Genomic DNA, 17,225 nt, shown 5'->3' with positions numbered 1-17,225 from the left:
AAATGGAAGATATTCAAGAAATACTTGAGGATTTTTTAGTTGAAGCCTTTGAATTAGTTGAGCAAATTGATCATGATTTAGTTGAGCTAGAAGCAAATCCTGAAGATTTAGAATTATTAAATAGAATTTTTCGAGTTGCACACACGGTTAAAGGGTCTTCAAGCTTCTTAAATTTTGATGTTTTAACTAAGCTTACTCATCATATGGAAGATGTTTTAAATAAAGCAAGACATAATGAGCTTAAAATTACTCCTGAAGTTATGGACGTAGTTTTAGAGTCTATTGATATGATGAAAACTTTATTAAATTCGATTAGAGATAATGGAAATGATACTGCAATAGGACTTGATATAGCTCCAATTTGCACAAGATTAACTGCTATTTCAGAGGGTGAAAATTTAGATAATGTTAAAGTAGAACCTAAGGTTGAAGAAAGCAAAGAAGAAAAAGAAGAAGTTAAAGTTGAAGAACAACCAGATGTTGATGTTAATAAGCTTAGTGATGATGAGGTAGAGGCTGAGATTGAAAGACTCTTAAAGGTAAGGAAAGCTGAAGATCAAGCAAGACGTGCTGAAAAGAAAAAAACACAAACTGCTTCAGTTTCTCCAAAAACTGCATCTGTGCAACAAAATGCTCCTGAAAAAAAAGTTCCAGCTGCTGGTGGATCAAGCAGTGGTGCAAATATGGATCAAACAATTAGGGTTGAAGTTAAAAGACTTGATCACTTGATGAATTTAATTGGGGAGCTTGTTTTAGGTAAAAATCGTCTATTGAAAATTTATGATGATGTTGAAGAACGTTATGATGGAGAAAGATTTTTAGAAGAATTAAATCAAGTAGTATCTCAACTAAGTATAGTTACTACAGATATACAGCTTGCTGTTATGAAAACAAGAATGCAACCAATTGCAAAAGTTTTCAATAAATTCCCAAGAGTTGTGCGTGATTTAGGCCGTGAGCTTGGAAAGCAAATGGAGCTTGAAATTTCAGGTGAGGAAACTGAACTTGATAAATCTATAGTTGAAGAGATAGGTGATCCTATTATGCATATGATTAGAAATTCGTGTGATCATGGTATAGAAGATCCTGCAACTCGTGCTGCTAATGGTAAGCCAGAAAAAGGAACCGTAAATCTTAAAGCATATAATGAAGGAAATCATATCGTTGTTGAGATCGCAGATGATGGTAAAGGGCTTGATGCTGATGTTTTAAAAGCTAAAGCTATAGAAAAGAATTTAATCACTGAACGTGAAGCTGATCAAATGACTGATAAAGAAGCATTCACATTGATATTTAAACCAGGATTTTCTACTGCAGCAAAAATCACCAATGTTTCAGGACGTGGTGTTGGAATGGATGTTGTTAAGACAAATATAGAAAAATTAAATGGTGTTATCGAGGTAGATAGTGAGCTTGGAAAAGGCACGGTGATGAAACTTAAAATTCCGCTTACTCTAGCTATTATTCAATCATTGCTTGTAGGGACTCAAGAAGAATTTTTTGCCATTCCACTTGCTTCTGTTCTTGAGACCGTGAGAGTTCCAATTGATGATATTTATACTATCGAAGGTAAAAATGTTCTTCGTTTAAGAGATGAAGTCTTGTCTCTTGTAAGGCTTTCAGATGTGTTTGGAGTTAAGCATGTGCTTGAAAATAATGATCAAACCTATGTAGTTGTTATAGGAGTAGCAGAGAGCAAGCTTGGGATTATGGTGGATAGTTTAGTTGGCCAAGAAGAAATTGTTATTAAATCAATGGGAGAGTATTTGCAAAATATTCAAGGTATTGCAGGTGCGACTATTCGTGGTGATGGTAGAGTAACTCTAATTATTGATGTTGCAGCTATGATGGATATAGCTAAAGAAATTAAAATTGATATTAAAGCTCAAATTGAATCACAAGCGAAAAAGGTAGTTAAAGAAAAACCAAGTGATTATACTGTGCTTATAGTAGATGATTCTAAAATGGATAGAAATATTATGCAAAAATCTTTAGAACCACTTGGAGTTAGTGTGATTGAAGCCACAAATGGTGTTGAGGCTTTAAATACCATCAAATCAGGTGATTATGACATTGATGCAGTGTTAATTGACATTGAAATGCCAAGAATGGATGGTTATACTTTAGCAGGCGAGATTAGAAAGTATTCTAAATATAATAATCTTCCACTTGTAGCTGTTACTTCAAGGACTAGTAAGTCAGATCGTTTAAGAGGTGTTGAAGTAGGTATGACTGAATATATTACTAAGCCTTACTCACCAGAGTACTTGGAAAATGTAGTTAGAAAAAATTTAAAACTAGGATAAAAAGATGAATGATAAGTTAAACCAGGTTTTGCAAAAACAACAAGCACAAATTTCAGAACCTGACATTAAAGAAGAGGATATTATTCAGCTTGTAGGTTTTGTTGTAGGAGATGAGGAATACGCTATTCCAATTCTTAATATTCAAGAGATAATTAAGCCAATAGAATACACTAGGGTTCCTAGTGTGCCTGATTATGTACTTGGTGTATTTAATATGAGAGGTAATGTTATACCTTTAATTGATCTTGCACAAAGATTTAATCAAGGGAGCTCTAAAATGACCCCTCAAACTAGATATATTGTATTAAAAGGCATAGCTAGTGGTAATCAAAGTCCAGTTGGTAATGCAGGCTTTGTTATAGATAGATTAACAGAAGCTATTAAAATTCATAGAAATAGAATTGATCCGCCACCTGAAACTTTATTAAAAGAAAAAGGAATGATTTTTGGTATAGGTAAAAGGGAAGAGAATATATTAACTATATTGAAAGCTGAGGCTTTGCTAAAACGTGAGTTTTAATGATAAAACTTTGCGCTTTTGATTTTGATTCTACGCTAATGGATGGTGAAACCATTGATATTTTAGCAAAAGCATATAATGTCGGTGATGCTGTAAAAAGTATCACCGATAAAGCTATGAATGGTGAACTTGATTTTTTTGAAAGTTTATTAAAAAGAGTAGCTTTACTTCGGGGTATGCCTTTACTTCAAGTAAAAAAGTGTTGTGAAAATTTACCTTTGATGAATGGCGCTATAGAACTTTGTGAATATTTAAAATCACAAAATATTAAAGTTATAGTTTTTAGTGGCGGTTTTCATGAGGGTATAGATCTTACACAAAGAAAACTTCATTTTGATTTTGGATTTGCTAATTTTTTGCATCATAAAGATGGATTTTTGACAGGTAAAGTAGGTGGAGAAATTATGTTTAATAATTCTAAGGGCGTAATTTTACAAAGATTAAAAAAATTTTTAAATTTAAATACTGATGAGATTATGTGTGTAGGTGATGGAGCAAATGATATATCTATGTTTGATGAGTGTGGGTTAAAAATAGCTTTTTGTGCAAAAGCTATTTTAAAAACTCACGCAGATATTTGTATTGATAAAAAAGATTTAAAAGAAATTATAAAGGTGATAAAATGAAAAAATTTTCTTTGTGGTGTGATTTTGTGGAAAATGAATTTTTAGATCAACAATTTCAAGATTTAGTTGTTACAAAAATTATAAATGGAGCTACTTCAAATCCTACTATTTTTAAAAATGCAATTTTAAATTCGAGCATATATAGAGAAAAGATAAAAAACTACTGCATAAAAGATAAAAAATTTTTATATGAGTGTTTGGCTATGGAAGATATAGCAAAAGCTGCTGATAAACTTGCTTTAAATTATTATAAAAAAGACGATGGTTTTATTAGTATTGAGATTGATCCAAGATTAAAAGATAATACTAGTTTGTCTTTAGCAGAAGCAAAAAGATTATATACTCAAATTGCAAAAGATAATGTAATGATTAAAATTCCTGCTACAAAAGCTTCTTATGAGGTTATGCAAGAATTAATGAAAAATGGTATTAGTGTTAATGCTACTTTAATTTTTGATTTTGAACAAGTAAAAGAGTGTTTTGATGCTTTAAATTTGGGTCTAAAAGAATTTAGAAAAAATAACATTATAAAAAATAGAGAACCACAAGCTGTTATTAGTATTTTTGTAAGTCGTTTTGATAAACTTTTAAATAATCAAGTTTTAGATAAAAATTTTATAGGAATTTTAACTGCTACAAAAGCTTATAAGTATATAACAAAACAAAATGAAAATAATATTAGAGCACTTTTTGCTAGTACTGGTGTTAAGGGTAATGATTTAGAAAAAGATTATTATATAAAAGAGTTGTTGTATGATAAGGCTATTAATACTGCTCCATTAGATGCAATTAATACTTTTAAAGGAAAAAAAATAATATTTAAAGAGCCTTTAGAAGATGAATGTATTGAAAAAAAATTACAAGCAAATATTTCAAATGATAAATTAATAAAAGCTAGTAAATTTTTGCTAGATGATGGCTTAGAACAATTTTGTATAGCTTATGAAGATATTTTAAAATGTTTATAAAAGGTATATAATTTTATTAAGATTATATACTTTAATTTATAATATTAGTTTTTAGCAAAAATATTAATAAAGATATTTTTATCGCACTTGTGTATTTTTGATGACCTTGTAAAATAAAGTGTTTTAATGAGTGTATAAAAATTGTAAAGATATTTTTCAAGTATCTTTTTTAAGTTAGATATTTGTTTTTTAAATGATTTTATACTTTGCTAAGTAAAAAATTATTATAATCAGGTCTTATTTTTTTAGAAAGGGTTAAAGATGCTAGAAGGTATCATTAGAGAGAGTATCGGTAGAAAAGCCGCAAAAGCTTTAAAAAGAGATGGTTATCTAATCGCTAATATCTATGGAAAAGGATTAGAAAATATCAATGCAGCTTTTAAAATAAATGAATTTATCAAGGAAGTTCGTAAAAAAACTACTTTAGTTTTTGATGTGAAAATTGATTCTAAAGTTTTAAGTGTAGTTGTAGTTGATTACCAAAAAGATCCTGTTACAGCTGAACTTAAGCATGTAGATTTAAAAGTAGCACAAAAAGGTGTTATTTCTAAATATATGGTTCCTGTAAAAGTAGTAGGAACTGCCATAGGTCTTAAAAATAAAGGTGTTTTAATCCAGTCAAAAAGAAGATTGAAAGTAAAATGTGCTGCTGAAAATTTACCAAATTTCTTTGAACTTGATGTTACAAAGCTTGATGTTGGCGATGCGCTTTTAGTCCGTGATGTTGTCGTGCCTGAAGGTGTGGTTATGGTTGATGCTGATAGAGTTGCTGTAGTTGGCGTAGAAAAAGCAAGATAAAATGACCTTAGTCGTAGGACTTGGTAACATAGGAGAACAATACAAACAAACTAGACATAATGTCGGTTTTATGTTGATTGATTTATTGATTAAAGATCTAGAGAATGTAAAAATTTCTAGTGCTAAATTTAAAGGAGAGCTTTTTAAGAGCTCTTCAACTCTTTTTTTAAAGCCTTCAACTTTTATGAATCTTTCTGGTCAAAGTGTTTATGCTGTCAAGGAGTTTTATAAATGTGAAAGGGTTATAGTTATCCATGATGATATTGATTTAAATTTAGGTGCTTTAAAATTTAAGATAGGTGGCACAAGTGGTGGCCATAATGGACTTAAGAGTATAGATGATTTTTGTGGAAATTATTATGAAAGAATTCGTATAGGTATAGGAAAAAACCTTGATGTTGTTTCTCACGTATTGGGAAATTTTACACAAGAAGAAAGAGAAAAATTAAATGAAGTTTTAATTCAAGCAAAAAAAGCTTTATTTGATCTTTTAAATTCCAATATAGAACAAATTGCTTCAAAATATTCGTTGAAAAGTTAATGATGAGCATTTTTTTTCGCTATATTTCATCTTTGTATTTAAAATCATTTTTTATATTATTTTTTTCTTTAACTTTTTTCTTTGTGGCGATTGATTTTCTAGTAAATTTTAATAAAATTCCAAAAAGTGCAAATTTAGAACTTCTTTATATATTTTTTTTAATATGTTCAGCTATTTCTTATATTTTACCACTTGCTATAGTTTTTGCTTTGATTTTATGTGTATTTAATATGATAAGATCTAACGAATTTGTAAGTTTATATACCTTAGGACTCAGTAAAAATCAAGTTATTTTTTATCCATTTTTATGGGCTTTGTTTTTTTGTGGTGTGTATGTAGTGTTAAATTTGACACCTTTTGCTTATGCAAATGAATATAAAAGCAATATAGTAAAAACAGGGGTCATATCAAGAGAAGGCAATGATGTTTTAATTAAATATAATGATAATTTTGTGTATATAGAAAAAACTGATGCCAATTCTTTATACAATATAAAAATTTTTGAAATAAAAAATTTAGACATAAAGCGACTTATTCAAGCATCTAACGCACAATTTAAAGGAAATTTTTGGAATTTAAATAATGTTAAGTCTATAATTATTCCTGAACATTTAATTGTTACAAAGGAAGGATTAAAAATAGAAGAATTTAAAAATGTTAAAGGATTGGAGGATTTTTCCCCTAAAATATTAGAGCGTATTTCATTGGTAGAAAGAGATCCTTCTTATTCTATCAAAGATGCTTTAGAAAGTATTATTATATTTTCTAAACAAAATGTTTCTACAAATGCTCTTAGAACAAATTTATATTCTTTGATTTTATTTCCATTTTTTGCACCTTTTTTAATGCTTATAATTTATTATTATTTTCCACTTACAGCAAGATTTTTTAACTTAGCATTTTTAGCTTTTGTATTTTTTATATCAGTGCTTGGAGTATGGGGATTGTTATTTTTACTTGCTAGATTGAGTAGAAATGATATCTTACCTCCAGAGCTTGGTATAATGCTTCCAATTTTTATTTTAGTAACAATAGGAAGTTTTTATTATTTTAAAAATAAATGACGATAAAAGAGGTTTTTTATGGATTATTATGAATTAGCAAATACATATAACACTCCATTTTATATTTATGATTTTGATAAAATTAAAGAACGTTTTTATAAACTTAAAAATGCTTTTAAAGCAAGAAAATCTCAAATTTTTTATGCTGTAAAAGCAAATTCTAATTTAAGTGTTTTAAAATTTTTAGCTTCTTTAGATAGTGGATTTGATTGTGTAAGTGCTGGTGAGATTTATAGAGCTTTAAAATCTGGAGCTAAAAATTATAAGATTATTTTTAGTGGCGTGGGAAAAAGCACTGAAGAACTTGAGTATGCTTTAAGTGAAAATATACTTTATATCAATCTTGAAAGTGAAGCAGAAATGCTTCTTTTAGAACAAATTGCAAATAAAATGCAAAAAGTTGCAAGAATTAGTATAAGAGTTAATCCAAACGTTGATGCAAAAACACATCCTTATATTTCTACTGGTTTGCATGAGAATAAATTTGGAGTAGATATTGAAAGTGCTAAAAGAATGTATATTTATGCAAAAAAATCTAGTTTTTTAGAGCCTGTGGGAGTGCATTTTCACATAGGTTCTCAAATTTTAGATATTAGTAGCATACAAGAAGCATCAAAAATTGTTTCACAATTAGTTAGAGAGCTTATAGCTTTAAAAATTAATATTAAATTTTTTGATATAGGGGGAGGACTTGGTGTTTGCTATAAAGATGAGCAAGAACCAAATTTATATGAATATGCACAAGGAATTTTGACAAGTTTGCAAGGACTTGATGTGTGTATTGGTATGGAACCTGGAAGATTTTTAGTGGCAAATGCAGGTGAATTTGTTACTAAAGTGTTATATGAAAAATTTAATAAAACAAAACGTTTTGTTATCGTAGATGGAGCTATGAATGATTTATTGCGTCCAAGTTTATATGAAGCTTATCACGAAATAGAACTTTTAACTGATACAAAAGAGAATCTAAGTCTTTGTGATATAGTTGGTGGAGTTTGTGAAAGTGGGGATTTTTTAGCAAAAAACAGAAAATTAGCTCCTGTGAAAATGGGAGATTTGATTGTGATTAAAAGTGCTGGTGCTTATGGTTTTAGTATGAGTAGTAATTATAATACTAGAAATAGGGTTTGTGAGCTTGCTAAAGAAGATAATAAAATAAGAGTAATTAGAAGACGAGAAAATTATGTTGATCAAATTGCTTTAGAAATAGACTATTTAAAGGACTAATATGCTTTTTTTAGATGTTCAAGGTACTTTAATCTCAGATGTAGATAAAAGTCCAATAGACGGCTCTTTACAGCTTATTAAAGCTTTAAATAAAGAAAAAATTCCTTATGTTGTTGTTACTAATAATACAAAAAATTTAGATTTTTTAAATAAACTACGCAACTTAGGTTTTGAAATCAAAGACAATGCTTATATTGATCCATTATGCGTTTTAAAAGATTATTTAAAACCATGTAAAATAGCAGCTTTTGGTTCAAAAGAATTCTTAGATAGTCTTGAAATACTAGGTTATGAGATTGACTTTAAAAATCCACAAGCTTTTTTAGTAGCTAGTTATGATAAATTTAAATTTGAAGATTTTGCCTATATGAATGAATATATAAAACACGGGATTAAAGCAATTGCTATGCACGAGGGTAGTATTTATAAAAAAAATCATCGTCTTTATCCTGGTGTTGGTAGCATTATGGCTATGTTAAAAAATTCTTATGATTTTCAATATACTATCATAGGTAAGCCGAGTAAAGCTTTTTATACTAGTGCTTTGGACTTATTAAAAACTCAAATTTCAGAAGTAGAATTTAATGATGTTATGATTATTAGTGATGATTATAAAGGAGATTTGCTAGGTGCTTATGAGCTTGGTATGCAAACATCTTTAGTTTTAAGTGGTAAAATTTCAGATACTAAAGGATTGGACTTAACTAAGTTAAATTTTGTATATGATAATATTAAAGAGTATTATATATCGAGGTTTGTATGAAAGAAATAGAAATATTAAGAAGTAAAGTTGATGATATTGATGATAAAATACTAAATTTGCTTAATGAAAGAATGTTTTGTGTAAAAAATATAGGTGAAATTAAGCAAAAAATAGGCGGGAGTATTTACAGGCCAGAACGCGAAAGAGCTATTATTAATAGACTTAAAAATAAAAATTATGACTCATTAAATCAAAATGCTATTGAGGCTATTTATCAAGAAATTTTTGCTGTTTCAAGAAATTTAGAAATGCCTCAAAGTGTTGCTTATTTAGGACCTGAGGGTAGTTATACACATCAAGCTGCTAGAAGTCGTTTTGGTGCTATGAGTCGTTATATTGCATTAGCAAATATAGAAGATGTTTTTAAAGAACTAATCCACAAGGAAGCTAAATATGGTGTTGTCCCTATAGAAAATAATACCGCAGGTGCTGTTGGTGTAACACTTGATTGTTTAGGCAAATATGAAGAAATTAAAATTTTTGCAGAACTTTATATGGATATACATCATTCTTTTGTAAGTGTGAGTGAAAATTTAAAGGAAATTAAACGAATTTATTCTCATCCTCAAGGCTATAATCAATGTAAAAATTTTTTAGAAAGTCATGATTTAAATGAAGTTGAATTTATAGCTAGTAAATCCACTGCCAACGCAGCTTATTTAGCATCTATAGACACAAAATCAGCTGCAATTTGCTCTAAAATAGCAGCTAAACTTTATAATATTCCTATTTTGTTTGAAAGGATTGAAGATAATTTAGCAAATCGCACGAGATTTTTAATATTAAGTGATATAAAATTACCACAAATGAATAATTGCAAAACTTCTATTTTAGCCCATACTGCACACAAACCAGGTGGTCTTAGCGATTTATTATATGAATTTAAAAAAGAAGGTGTTAATCTCACAAAATTAGAATCACGTCCTATAAAAACAAGAGAATTTATTCATAGTTTTTTTATAGATTTTGAAGGACATATTGATGATGATAATATCCAAAGAGTTTTAAAAAAAGCTAATTATATACAATGGCTTGGTTCGTATTTATCAGGAGAAAATAATGAGATTTAATCCTTTTTTAGAAGCAATTAAAACTTATGAAAGTGGAAAAGATATTGATTTAATTGCTAAAGAATTTAATTTAAAAGAAGTTATTAAACTAGCTAGTAATGAAAATCCTTATGGCACAAGTTTGAAAGCAAAAGAAGCTATTGTAAAAAATGCACATTTAGCACACCTTTATCCAGATGATACTATGAGTGAATTAAAACAAGCTTTAGCAAATAAATTTAATGTTTTAAATGAAAATATCATTATAGGAAGTGGGAGTGATCAAATTATAGAATATGCTGTCCATGCAAAACTTGATCACACTAAGGCTTATTTGCAATGCGGAGTAAGTTTTGCTATGTATGAAATTTATGCAAAGCAAGTAGGTGCAAAAATTTATAAGACTCAAAGTTTAACACATAATTTAGATCAATTATATAGCCTATATGAAAAGCATAAAAATGAGATTAAGGTAATTTTTCTATGCTTACCTAATAATCCTTTAGGGGAATGTCTAGATGGAAAAGATGTTTTTGAATTTATAAAAAAGATTGATAAAGATTGTTTAGTTGTGATTGATGGAGCATATAATGAGTATGCAAGTTTTAAGGATAAAAATAAATTTATTAATCCTCAAGAATTAATTTTAAAATTTAATAATACTTTATATTTAGGAACTTTTTCAAAACTTTATGGTCTAGGTGGTATGAGAGTTGGTTATGGTATAGCTTCACAAGAAATTATTGACGCTTTTTATAAATTAAGAGCACCATTTAATGTTACAAATTTGAGTTTAAAAGCTGCATTTGCGGCTTTAAGTGATGAGGAATTTATTAGCAAAACTTTGAAAAATAATTTTTTACAGATGAAGCTTTATGAAGAATTTGCAAAAGAAAATGGAATTTCATATATAGAAAGTTATACAAATTTTATTACTTATTTCTTTGATAAAAAAAATAGCACAGATTTATCTGAAAAATTGCTTAAAAAAGGTATAATAATAAGAAATTTACAAAGCTATGGTTTAAATGCTGTGCGTATAAGCATAGGTATAGAATACGAAAATTCAAGGTTTTTTGAGGAATTTTTACAAATTTTTTAGTTTATAGGGATTAGATGGATTATAAAACTATGCTGCACCAAGTGGGACAGCTTTATCAGAATTTGAGTTTAAAACAGCGTATTATTATTGCTGCTTCTATTGTTGTAGTTGTTGGATTTTTAGTTTTTTTAACTTTATTTAAAAGTGGTTCTAGTATAGCTAATGATGCTGGCTATTCTGTGTTATTTGAAAATGCTAATACTAGTGATTCAGCTATGATTGTAACTCAACTTGAGAAAAATGGTGTGCCTTATATTTTGCGTAATGAAGGAACTATTTTAGTGCCTAATGATCAAGTTTATAAACAGCGTTTAGCTATAGCTTCTGCGGGGTTATTACCAAAGGATAATAAAGTAGGATTTGAGCTTTTTGATAAGCAAGAATTTGGAGCGACAGAAGCTGAGCAAAAAGTAAAATATCAAAGAGCATTAGAAGGTGAATTAGCAAGGACTATAGAAAGTTTAGAGCCAATACATAGTGCCACAGTGCATATTGCATTTGCAAAAGATACTCTTTTTACTCAACAGCAAGTTCCACCTACTGCCTCTGTTGCTTTAACCGTTAAAGATGGTTTGAAACTAAATAAAAAGCAAATTATGGGGATTAAAAATTTAATTGCATCTTCAGTTACAAAGCTTACTCCAGAGAATGTGAAGATTATGGATCAAAAGGGTATTCCTCTTGATGATGAAGAAGGCTTTGCAGATGATTTAATAGCAGCACAGATAAAATATAAAAGAGATCAAGAATATGAATTAGAACAAAAGATTGTAGCAGCAATTGCTCCTTTTGCCGGAGGTTATGATAGGGTAGTTGCAAAAGTTAGTATTGATTATGATTTTTCAAAAGAACAATCCCAAAGCGAGGTCTATGATCCTAACACTGTCGTGCGTAGTGAGCAAACATTAGAAGAGCATAAAGAAGGATTTAAAGATAAAGAAATTCAAGGTGTTCCTGGTGCTATTTCAAATATTGGACCGGTAGAAGGTTTAGATGATAAAGGTTCACGTGAAATTTATACGAAAAATCAAACTACAACTAATAATGAAATTTCAAAGAAAATTACAAATACAACTAAGCAATTTGCAACAATAAAAAGAATTTCAGCTGCTGTTGTTGTTGATGGAAAATACAAGGCTATTACCGATGATAAAGGAAATATTACCAATGAATATGTTTCTTTAAGTGATAAAGAAATTCAAGCTATTGAAAATTTAACTAAGGGTGCTATAGGTTTTAATCTTGCTAGAGGCGATGCAGTCGAGGTTGATAATTTAGAATTTCATAAAACTGCTAAAGCTGAAGATAAGGTGCAAACTTTTTATAATAAATTTGTTGAACCATTTATACCACCTGTTAAGTATTTTTTTGCTGCATTTTTGCTTTTTATTTTTTACAAGAAAGTTATTGTGCCATTTTCACAAAAAATGCTTGCAGATATTAAACTTGAAGAAGAAAAAGAAGGAAAAGAAGGGCAGTTTATCGATGATGCTGAAGATGCTATTGAGAAATTTAATGCTGCTCGTAAAAAAGTTGAAGAACAACTTGGTTTTGGCGATAACATTGATGAAGATTCATTACAATATGATGTATTGCTTGAAAAATTAAGAGGCGTGGCAAATGAAAAGTCAGAAGAGGTGGCTTTATTGTTGCAAAAACTTATTGAAAATGAAGCAGAATTTGGTGAGAAGGATATCTAATGATAAAGCTTAGCGAAGAACAGAAAATGATTTATGATGATCTTTCTATGTCAGAGAAGATTGCTGTATTTTTGATTCAACTTGGAGAAGATGTTACTACGGTTTTATTTTCCCATATGGATATTAATGCTATTACTGAAATTTCTCGTTATATTGCTTTAGCAAAAAATGTAGATAAGCAAGTTGCTACTGCAGTGCTTGAAGAATTTTATACTTTACTTCAATCTAATCAATACCTTAAAAGCGGTGGTTTGGAGTATGCAAAAGAAATTTTATTTAGGACTTTTGGTCCTGAAATTGCAGGTAAAATTTTAGAAAAACTTACTAAGAGTATGGAAAGTAATCAAAATTTTGCTTATCTTTCACAAATTAAACCTCAACAACTTGCTGATTTTATTACTAAAGAGCATCCTCAAACAATTGCTCTAATTTTAGCACATATGGATACTGCTCAGGCTGCTGAAACTTTAGAATATTTTAGCGATGAGTTAAGGTCTGAGGTTGTAATAAGAATGGCAAATTTAGGAGATATTTCTCCATCTATTATAAAAAGAGTTTCTGCTGTGCTTGAGAGCAAACTAGAAAGTCTTACTTCTTATAAAGTTGAAGTTGGTGGTCCAAGAGCAGTGGCTGAAGTGCTTAATAGATTAGGGCAAAAAGCTTCTAAAACAACACTTACTTATATCGAGCAAAGTGATGAGAGATTGGCTACTACTATTAAAGATTTAATGTTTACTTTTGATGATATTTCTCAACTTAGCACCAATGCAATTCGAGAAGTTTTAAAAGTTGCTGATAAACGAGACTTGATGATAGGTTTAAAGGGTGCTAGTGAAGACTTAAAACAAAAATTTATGGCAAATATGTCCACTCGTGCAGCTGAAGCTTTTGTTGAAGAAATGGGATTTTTAGGAGCTGTGCGTGTAAAAGATGTAGAAGAAGCACAACGAAAAGTTGTTGAGGTAGTTCAAAAATTAGCTGAACAAGGTCTTGTCCAAATGGGCGAAGCTGATGAAATGATAGAGTAAAAAATGGCTAAATTAACTAATGTAATTTCAAATACAAATATCGCAAGTCACGTTGTAGAAGATTATCATTTTAAAGTTATGAGTGAGATGACTTCTAATGATGATGTTAAATTAAACGAAGAAAATCAGCAATCACAGGCAAAAAATATTGAAACAGATGAGCAAGTTTCTAAAACTCAAGAGGAGGAAAATACCCCTCCAACTACAAATACTCAAATTCAACCAGATTTTGTAGAAGATTTGCTAAAAAAGACTGATGAAATGTCAAGCAATATTGTTAAATTACAAATGCAAATAGAAAGCCAAGAGGCTGAATTTAATAATCGTCTAACTAGCGAGTTAGAATACGCTAAAGAAAAATACATTAAAGAGGGATTTGAAGAGGCTCAAAAAAGTTTTGAAAATGAACTTACAGATTTGCGAGAAAAATATTTAAAAAGTGTTGAAAAATTAGATAATACTATACAAACTCTTAATGAATTTTTACTAAAAAATGAAAAAGAACTAGCAGATACTGCTGTTGTTATTGCAAAAGAAGTTATTGCAAAAGAAGTGGAGAGTAATTCATCTATAATTGCCTTAAATTTGGCTAAAGAATTAATGGAAGAGTTGAAAAATGCAACTAAAATTGAATTAAAATTAAATCCTAATGATTTTGAATATGTAAAAGATCATTTACAAGGTAGTAATTTAAAATTTAGCGTTGATGATGCGATTAATAAAGGTAGTATTTTAATTCTTAGTGATGCTGGAAATATAGAATCAAATTTAAATTCTCGTTTGCAAAAAATTAAAAATATGGCAAATGAATGATAGATTTTAATCATTTAAATGTTAAGCAAATGAGCATTAAAGAGCTAGAAAATTTAGCTTCTTTATTGCGTGAAAATATTATTGATGCTGTTAGTAAAAATGGAGGACATTTAAGTTCAAATTTAGGTGTTGTAGAGCTTACTATAGGTATGCATTATGTTTTTGATGTAAATAAAGATCCGTTTATATTTGATGTTTCACACCAATCTTATCCGCATAAACTTTTAAATGGAAAGCATAATATTTTTCATACTTTAAGACAATTTGGAGGCTTAAGTGGCTACACTAAACCTGATGAGGGTGATTATTTTATAGCTGGTCATTCAAGCACTTCTATATCTTTGGCAGTTGGAGCTTGTAAGGCTATACAGCTAAAAAATGAAGATCGCATACCTGTTGTTTTAATAGGTGATGGAGCACTTAGTGCAGGTATAGCATATGAAGCTTTAAATGAACTTGGCGATAGAGAATATCCTTGTGTCATTATTTTAAATGACAATGAAATGAGTATTTCAAAACCTATTGGTGCAATTTCAAAATATCTTTCTCAAGCTATGGCAACTCAATTTTATCAGAAATTTAAAAAGCGTATTGAAAATATTTTAGAATATTTTCCCCAAGGTGCTTCATATATGGCAAAGCGATTTGAGGAAAGTTTAAGACTTATTACCCCTGGAATTTTATTTGAAGAATTAGGACTTGAATATATAGGACCTATTAATGGACATAATATTAGTGAAATTATCACAGCATTAAATCAAGCAAAAGGCATAAAAAAGCCGTGTGTAGTCCATACTCAAACTATTAAAGGAAAAGGTTATCAAATTGCTGAAGGAAAAAATGCTAAATGGCACGGAGTTGGTGCTTTTGACATAAATAGTGGAGAAAGTATAAAACAAGGTGTAAATAAAAAAAGTGCTACCGAAATTTTTTCAAATATTTTACTAAAATTAGCTCATAAATATGAAAATATAGTAGGTGTAACTGCAGCTATGCCAAGTGGAACAGGTATTGATAAATTAATAGAATCTTTTCCGCATCGTTTTTGGGATGTAGCTATAGCTGAACAACACGCAGTAGCTTCTATGGCTTCTATGGCAAAGGAAGGCTTTAAACCTTTTATCGTTATTTATAGTACTTTTATGCAAAGAGCTTATGATCAAGTAATACATGATTGTGCTATTATGAATTTAAATGTTGTTATTGCTATGGATAGAGCAGGTATTGTAGGCGAAGATGGGGAGACGCACCAAGGAGTATTTGATGTAAGTTTTTTAAGTGCTGTGCCAAATATTACTATTGCAGCTCCAAGAGATGAGGATATGATGGAAAAAATTATGGAATATGCGTATTTTCATCAAGGTGTATTTGCTTTTCGTTATCCTAGAGGTAATTTTATTTTAGATAATGAATTTAAAGCTCATCAGATAAGTTTTGCTAAAGCACAAATTTTAATTGATAGTCAAAGCGATAAGGTGTTTTTAGGGTTTGGTCAAGGAGTTGGTAGAGCAAAATTGGTTTTAGATAATCTAGGAGAAGGATATGCAAGCTTAGTTGATCTTATATTTGCAAAGCCATTAGATGAAAAACTTTTAAAAGAATTGGCAAAAAGAACTACAACTTGGTTTATTTTTTCAGATAGTGCGAAAATAGGTGGTGTTGGAAGTTTGATTATGGAATTTTTACAAAAAGAAAATTTAATGCACATTAGGGTTATTAGCTTTGAGTATGAAGATAAATTCATTACTCATGGCAAGACAAATATAGTCGAAGCTTCTTTAGGGCTTGATACAAATTCTTTGTGTGAAAAAATAAAAACTTATTAAAGGATAAAAAATATCTTTTAATATAATAATATTTTTATAAAAAAATAGTTATACTGCTTAAAAAATTAGGAGATATAAATGGAAATTATACAAATGCTAAAAGATTGCGATCTTAAAGCTACACCACAAAGACTTTGTATTCTTAAGATTTTAAAGCGTCATGAGCATCCTAATATAGATTCTTTATATGAAAATATAAAAGAAGAATATCCATCGATTTCTTTAGCAACGGTTTATAAAAATCTTAATACCTTAAAAGAGCAAGGTTTAGTAGTTGAAATTAACACACCAAATCAAAAAACTTGTTATGATATTTATGAGTATCCTCATATTCACGTCGTGTGTAGTAAGTGTAATCATATAGAAGATATATGTTATGTAGAAAGCGGACTTCAAACATATCAAGAAAATCTTGAAAAAAAGATTGGAAATATTATTGATTATCTTGGTGTATTTGCATATATAAATGGTTGTAAATTTTGCAAAAATAAATAATCAAAGATATATAATATCTTTAATTTTTCTTGTATTGAAATCGGTTTAAATACATGAAAAAAGTTATTGGTAATCTTGAGAATTTCATATTTGATAAAAAAACTTTACGATTTCTTACTTATAATGATTGTATAAACACGATAGCTTTAACTCCAAAAATAAAATTATCGATTTCATCACATATGCGAAGTTTTGATATTTTAAGAATTTTGCTTTTTAGGTTATATCAAAAATTTCAGCTTCAAAAAGATCTATTTTTATATGATCCAAAAAGTAAATATTTACATAAAATCAATAAAAATTTTAATGAATTTATCTTGTATTTTATGATTTTTGAAAATGTTTTTGAAGTAAATATTCAAAAGAAATTAAAAGAAAGTCTTGATATTTTGAAAATCA

Annotated in this window: 17 protein-coding genes; all 17 read left to right on the top strand. The window is 29.0% G+C overall.

Annotated elements, in window-relative coordinates; all coding sequences use genetic code 11:
- Window positions 1-2: 2 nt before the first annotated feature.
- Window positions 3-2,306 carry a chemotaxis protein CheW gene (locus tag QZ429_RS03525; protein ID WP_291951168.1) on the top strand — a complete coding sequence of 768 codons (2,304 nt, stop codon included), beginning with the start codon at window positions 3-5 and terminating at the stop codon, window positions 2,304-2,306.
- 4 nt (window positions 2,307-2,310) lie between these two features.
- Window positions 2,311-2,826, top strand: coding sequence for a chemotaxis protein CheW (locus QZ429_RS03520; RefSeq protein WP_291951165.1), 516 nt, complete (start codon window positions 2,311-2,313; stop codon window positions 2,824-2,826).
- A complete protein-coding gene (gene serB / locus QZ429_RS03515) occupies window positions 2,826-3,452 on the top strand; it encodes a phosphoserine phosphatase SerB (RefSeq protein WP_291951162.1) in 627 nt (208 codons plus the stop codon). The genes QZ429_RS03520 and serB overlap by 1 nt, the downstream gene beginning before the upstream one ends.
- Entirely contained in the window at window positions 3,449-4,420 is a 972-nt protein-coding gene (locus QZ429_RS03510) for a transaldolase (RefSeq protein ID WP_291951159.1), read from the top strand. Before serB ends, QZ429_RS03510 begins: the two co-directional genes overlap by 4 nt.
- A gap of 261 nt (window positions 4,421-4,681) precedes the next feature.
- Complete coding sequence (locus tag QZ429_RS03505; protein WP_291951156.1) at window positions 4,682-5,218, top strand: 50S ribosomal protein L25/general stress protein Ctc; 537 nt, start codon at window positions 4,682-4,684, stop codon at window positions 5,216-5,218.
- Window position 5,219: 1 nt separating this feature from the next.
- On the top strand, window positions 5,220-5,759 hold the full coding sequence (gene pth, locus QZ429_RS03500) for an aminoacyl-tRNA hydrolase (RefSeq protein WP_291951152.1): 540 nt from the start codon (window positions 5,220-5,222) through the stop codon (window positions 5,757-5,759).
- 2 nt (window positions 5,760-5,761) lie between these two features.
- Window positions 5,762-6,823, top strand: coding sequence for an LptF/LptG family permease (locus tag QZ429_RS03495; protein ID WP_291951149.1), 1,062 nt, complete (start codon window positions 5,762-5,764; stop codon window positions 6,821-6,823).
- An 18-nt stretch (window positions 6,824-6,841) separates the two neighbouring features.
- Window positions 6,842-8,050, top strand: a complete 1,209-nt coding sequence (lysA, locus tag QZ429_RS03490; RefSeq protein ID WP_291951147.1) for a diaminopimelate decarboxylase — start codon at window positions 6,842-6,844, stop codon at window positions 8,048-8,050.
- Between the two features lies 1 nt (window position 8,051).
- Window positions 8,052-8,813, top strand: a complete 762-nt coding sequence (locus QZ429_RS03485; protein WP_291951144.1) for an HAD-IIA family hydrolase — start codon at window positions 8,052-8,054, stop codon at window positions 8,811-8,813.
- On the top strand, window positions 8,810-9,883 hold the full coding sequence (gene pheA / locus QZ429_RS03480; RefSeq protein ID WP_291951140.1) for a prephenate dehydratase: 1,074 nt from the start codon (window positions 8,810-8,812) through the stop codon (window positions 9,881-9,883). Before QZ429_RS03485 ends, pheA begins: the two co-directional genes overlap by 4 nt.
- A complete protein-coding gene (gene hisC, locus QZ429_RS03475) occupies window positions 9,873-10,964 on the top strand; it encodes a histidinol-phosphate transaminase (RefSeq protein ID WP_291951137.1) in 1,092 nt (363 codons plus the stop codon). The genes pheA and hisC overlap by 11 nt, the downstream gene beginning before the upstream one ends.
- Window positions 10,965-10,978: 14 nt before the next feature.
- Window positions 10,979-12,664, top strand: coding sequence for a flagellar basal-body MS-ring/collar protein FliF (gene fliF, locus QZ429_RS03470; RefSeq protein WP_291951134.1), 1,686 nt, complete (start codon window positions 10,979-10,981; stop codon window positions 12,662-12,664).
- Window positions 12,664-13,692, top strand: a complete 1,029-nt coding sequence (gene fliG, locus QZ429_RS03465) for a flagellar motor switch protein FliG (protein ID WP_291951130.1) — start codon at window positions 12,664-12,666, stop codon at window positions 13,690-13,692. The genes fliF and fliG overlap by 1 nt, the downstream gene beginning before the upstream one ends.
- 3 nt (window positions 13,693-13,695) lie before the next feature.
- Window positions 13,696-14,505 (top strand): flagellar assembly protein FliH, encoded by an 810-nt coding sequence (gene fliH, locus QZ429_RS03460; RefSeq protein WP_291951127.1) that lies wholly within the window; start codon window positions 13,696-13,698, stop codon window positions 14,503-14,505.
- A complete protein-coding gene (dxs, locus tag QZ429_RS03455; RefSeq protein WP_291951124.1) occupies window positions 14,502-16,331 on the top strand; it encodes a 1-deoxy-D-xylulose-5-phosphate synthase in 1,830 nt (609 codons plus the stop codon). Before fliH ends, dxs begins: the two co-directional genes overlap by 4 nt.
- Window positions 16,332-16,409: 78 nt before the next feature.
- Window positions 16,410-16,826: a peroxide-responsive transcriptional repressor PerR gene (gene perR / locus QZ429_RS03450; protein WP_291951121.1), complete on the top strand. Its 417-nt coding sequence runs from the start codon at window positions 16,410-16,412 to the stop codon at window positions 16,824-16,826.
- A 53-nt stretch (window positions 16,827-16,879) separates the two neighbouring features.
- On the top strand, window positions 16,880-17,225 hold a 346-nt coding region (locus tag QZ429_RS03445; RefSeq protein ID WP_291951118.1), incomplete at its 3' end, for a hypothetical protein.

The organism is Campylobacter sp., from assembly GCF_020024835.1.
Classification (GTDB): domain Bacteria; phylum Campylobacterota; class Campylobacteria; order Campylobacterales; family Campylobacteraceae; genus Campylobacter_D.
The sequence above is the reverse complement of the archived record's forward strand: the minus strand, read 5'-3'. Positions and strand labels throughout refer to the sequence as shown.

Coding starts and splice junctions, on each gene's coding strand:
- QZ429_RS03525 (WP_291951168.1), top strand. CDS start 3: ATGGAAGATATTCAAGAAATACTTGAGGATTTTTTAGTTGAAGCCTTT.
- QZ429_RS03520 (WP_291951165.1), top strand. CDS start 2,311: ATGAATGATAAGTTAAACCAGGTTTTGCAAAAACAACAAGCACAAATT.
- serB (WP_291951162.1), top strand. CDS start 2,826: ATGATAAAACTTTGCGCTTTTGATTTTGATTCTACGCTAATGGATGGT.
- QZ429_RS03510 (WP_291951159.1), top strand. CDS start 3,449: ATGAAAAAATTTTCTTTGTGGTGTGATTTTGTGGAAAATGAATTTTTA.
- QZ429_RS03505 (WP_291951156.1), top strand. CDS start 4,682: ATGCTAGAAGGTATCATTAGAGAGAGTATCGGTAGAAAAGCCGCAAAA.
- pth (WP_291951152.1), top strand. CDS start 5,220: ATGACCTTAGTCGTAGGACTTGGTAACATAGGAGAACAATACAAACAA.
- QZ429_RS03495 (WP_291951149.1), top strand. CDS start 5,762: ATGAGCATTTTTTTTCGCTATATTTCATCTTTGTATTTAAAATCATTT.
- lysA (WP_291951147.1), top strand. CDS start 6,842: ATGGATTATTATGAATTAGCAAATACATATAACACTCCATTTTATATT.
- QZ429_RS03485 (WP_291951144.1), top strand. CDS start 8,052: ATGCTTTTTTTAGATGTTCAAGGTACTTTAATCTCAGATGTAGATAAA.
- pheA (WP_291951140.1), top strand. CDS start 8,810: ATGAAAGAAATAGAAATATTAAGAAGTAAAGTTGATGATATTGATGAT.
- hisC (WP_291951137.1), top strand. CDS start 9,873: ATGAGATTTAATCCTTTTTTAGAAGCAATTAAAACTTATGAAAGTGGA.
- fliF (WP_291951134.1), top strand. CDS start 10,979: ATGGATTATAAAACTATGCTGCACCAAGTGGGACAGCTTTATCAGAAT.
- fliG (WP_291951130.1), top strand. CDS start 12,664: ATGATAAAGCTTAGCGAAGAACAGAAAATGATTTATGATGATCTTTCT.
- fliH (WP_291951127.1), top strand. CDS start 13,696: ATGGCTAAATTAACTAATGTAATTTCAAATACAAATATCGCAAGTCAC.
- dxs (WP_291951124.1), top strand. CDS start 14,502: ATGATAGATTTTAATCATTTAAATGTTAAGCAAATGAGCATTAAAGAG.
- perR (WP_291951121.1), top strand. CDS start 16,410: ATGGAAATTATACAAATGCTAAAAGATTGCGATCTTAAAGCTACACCA.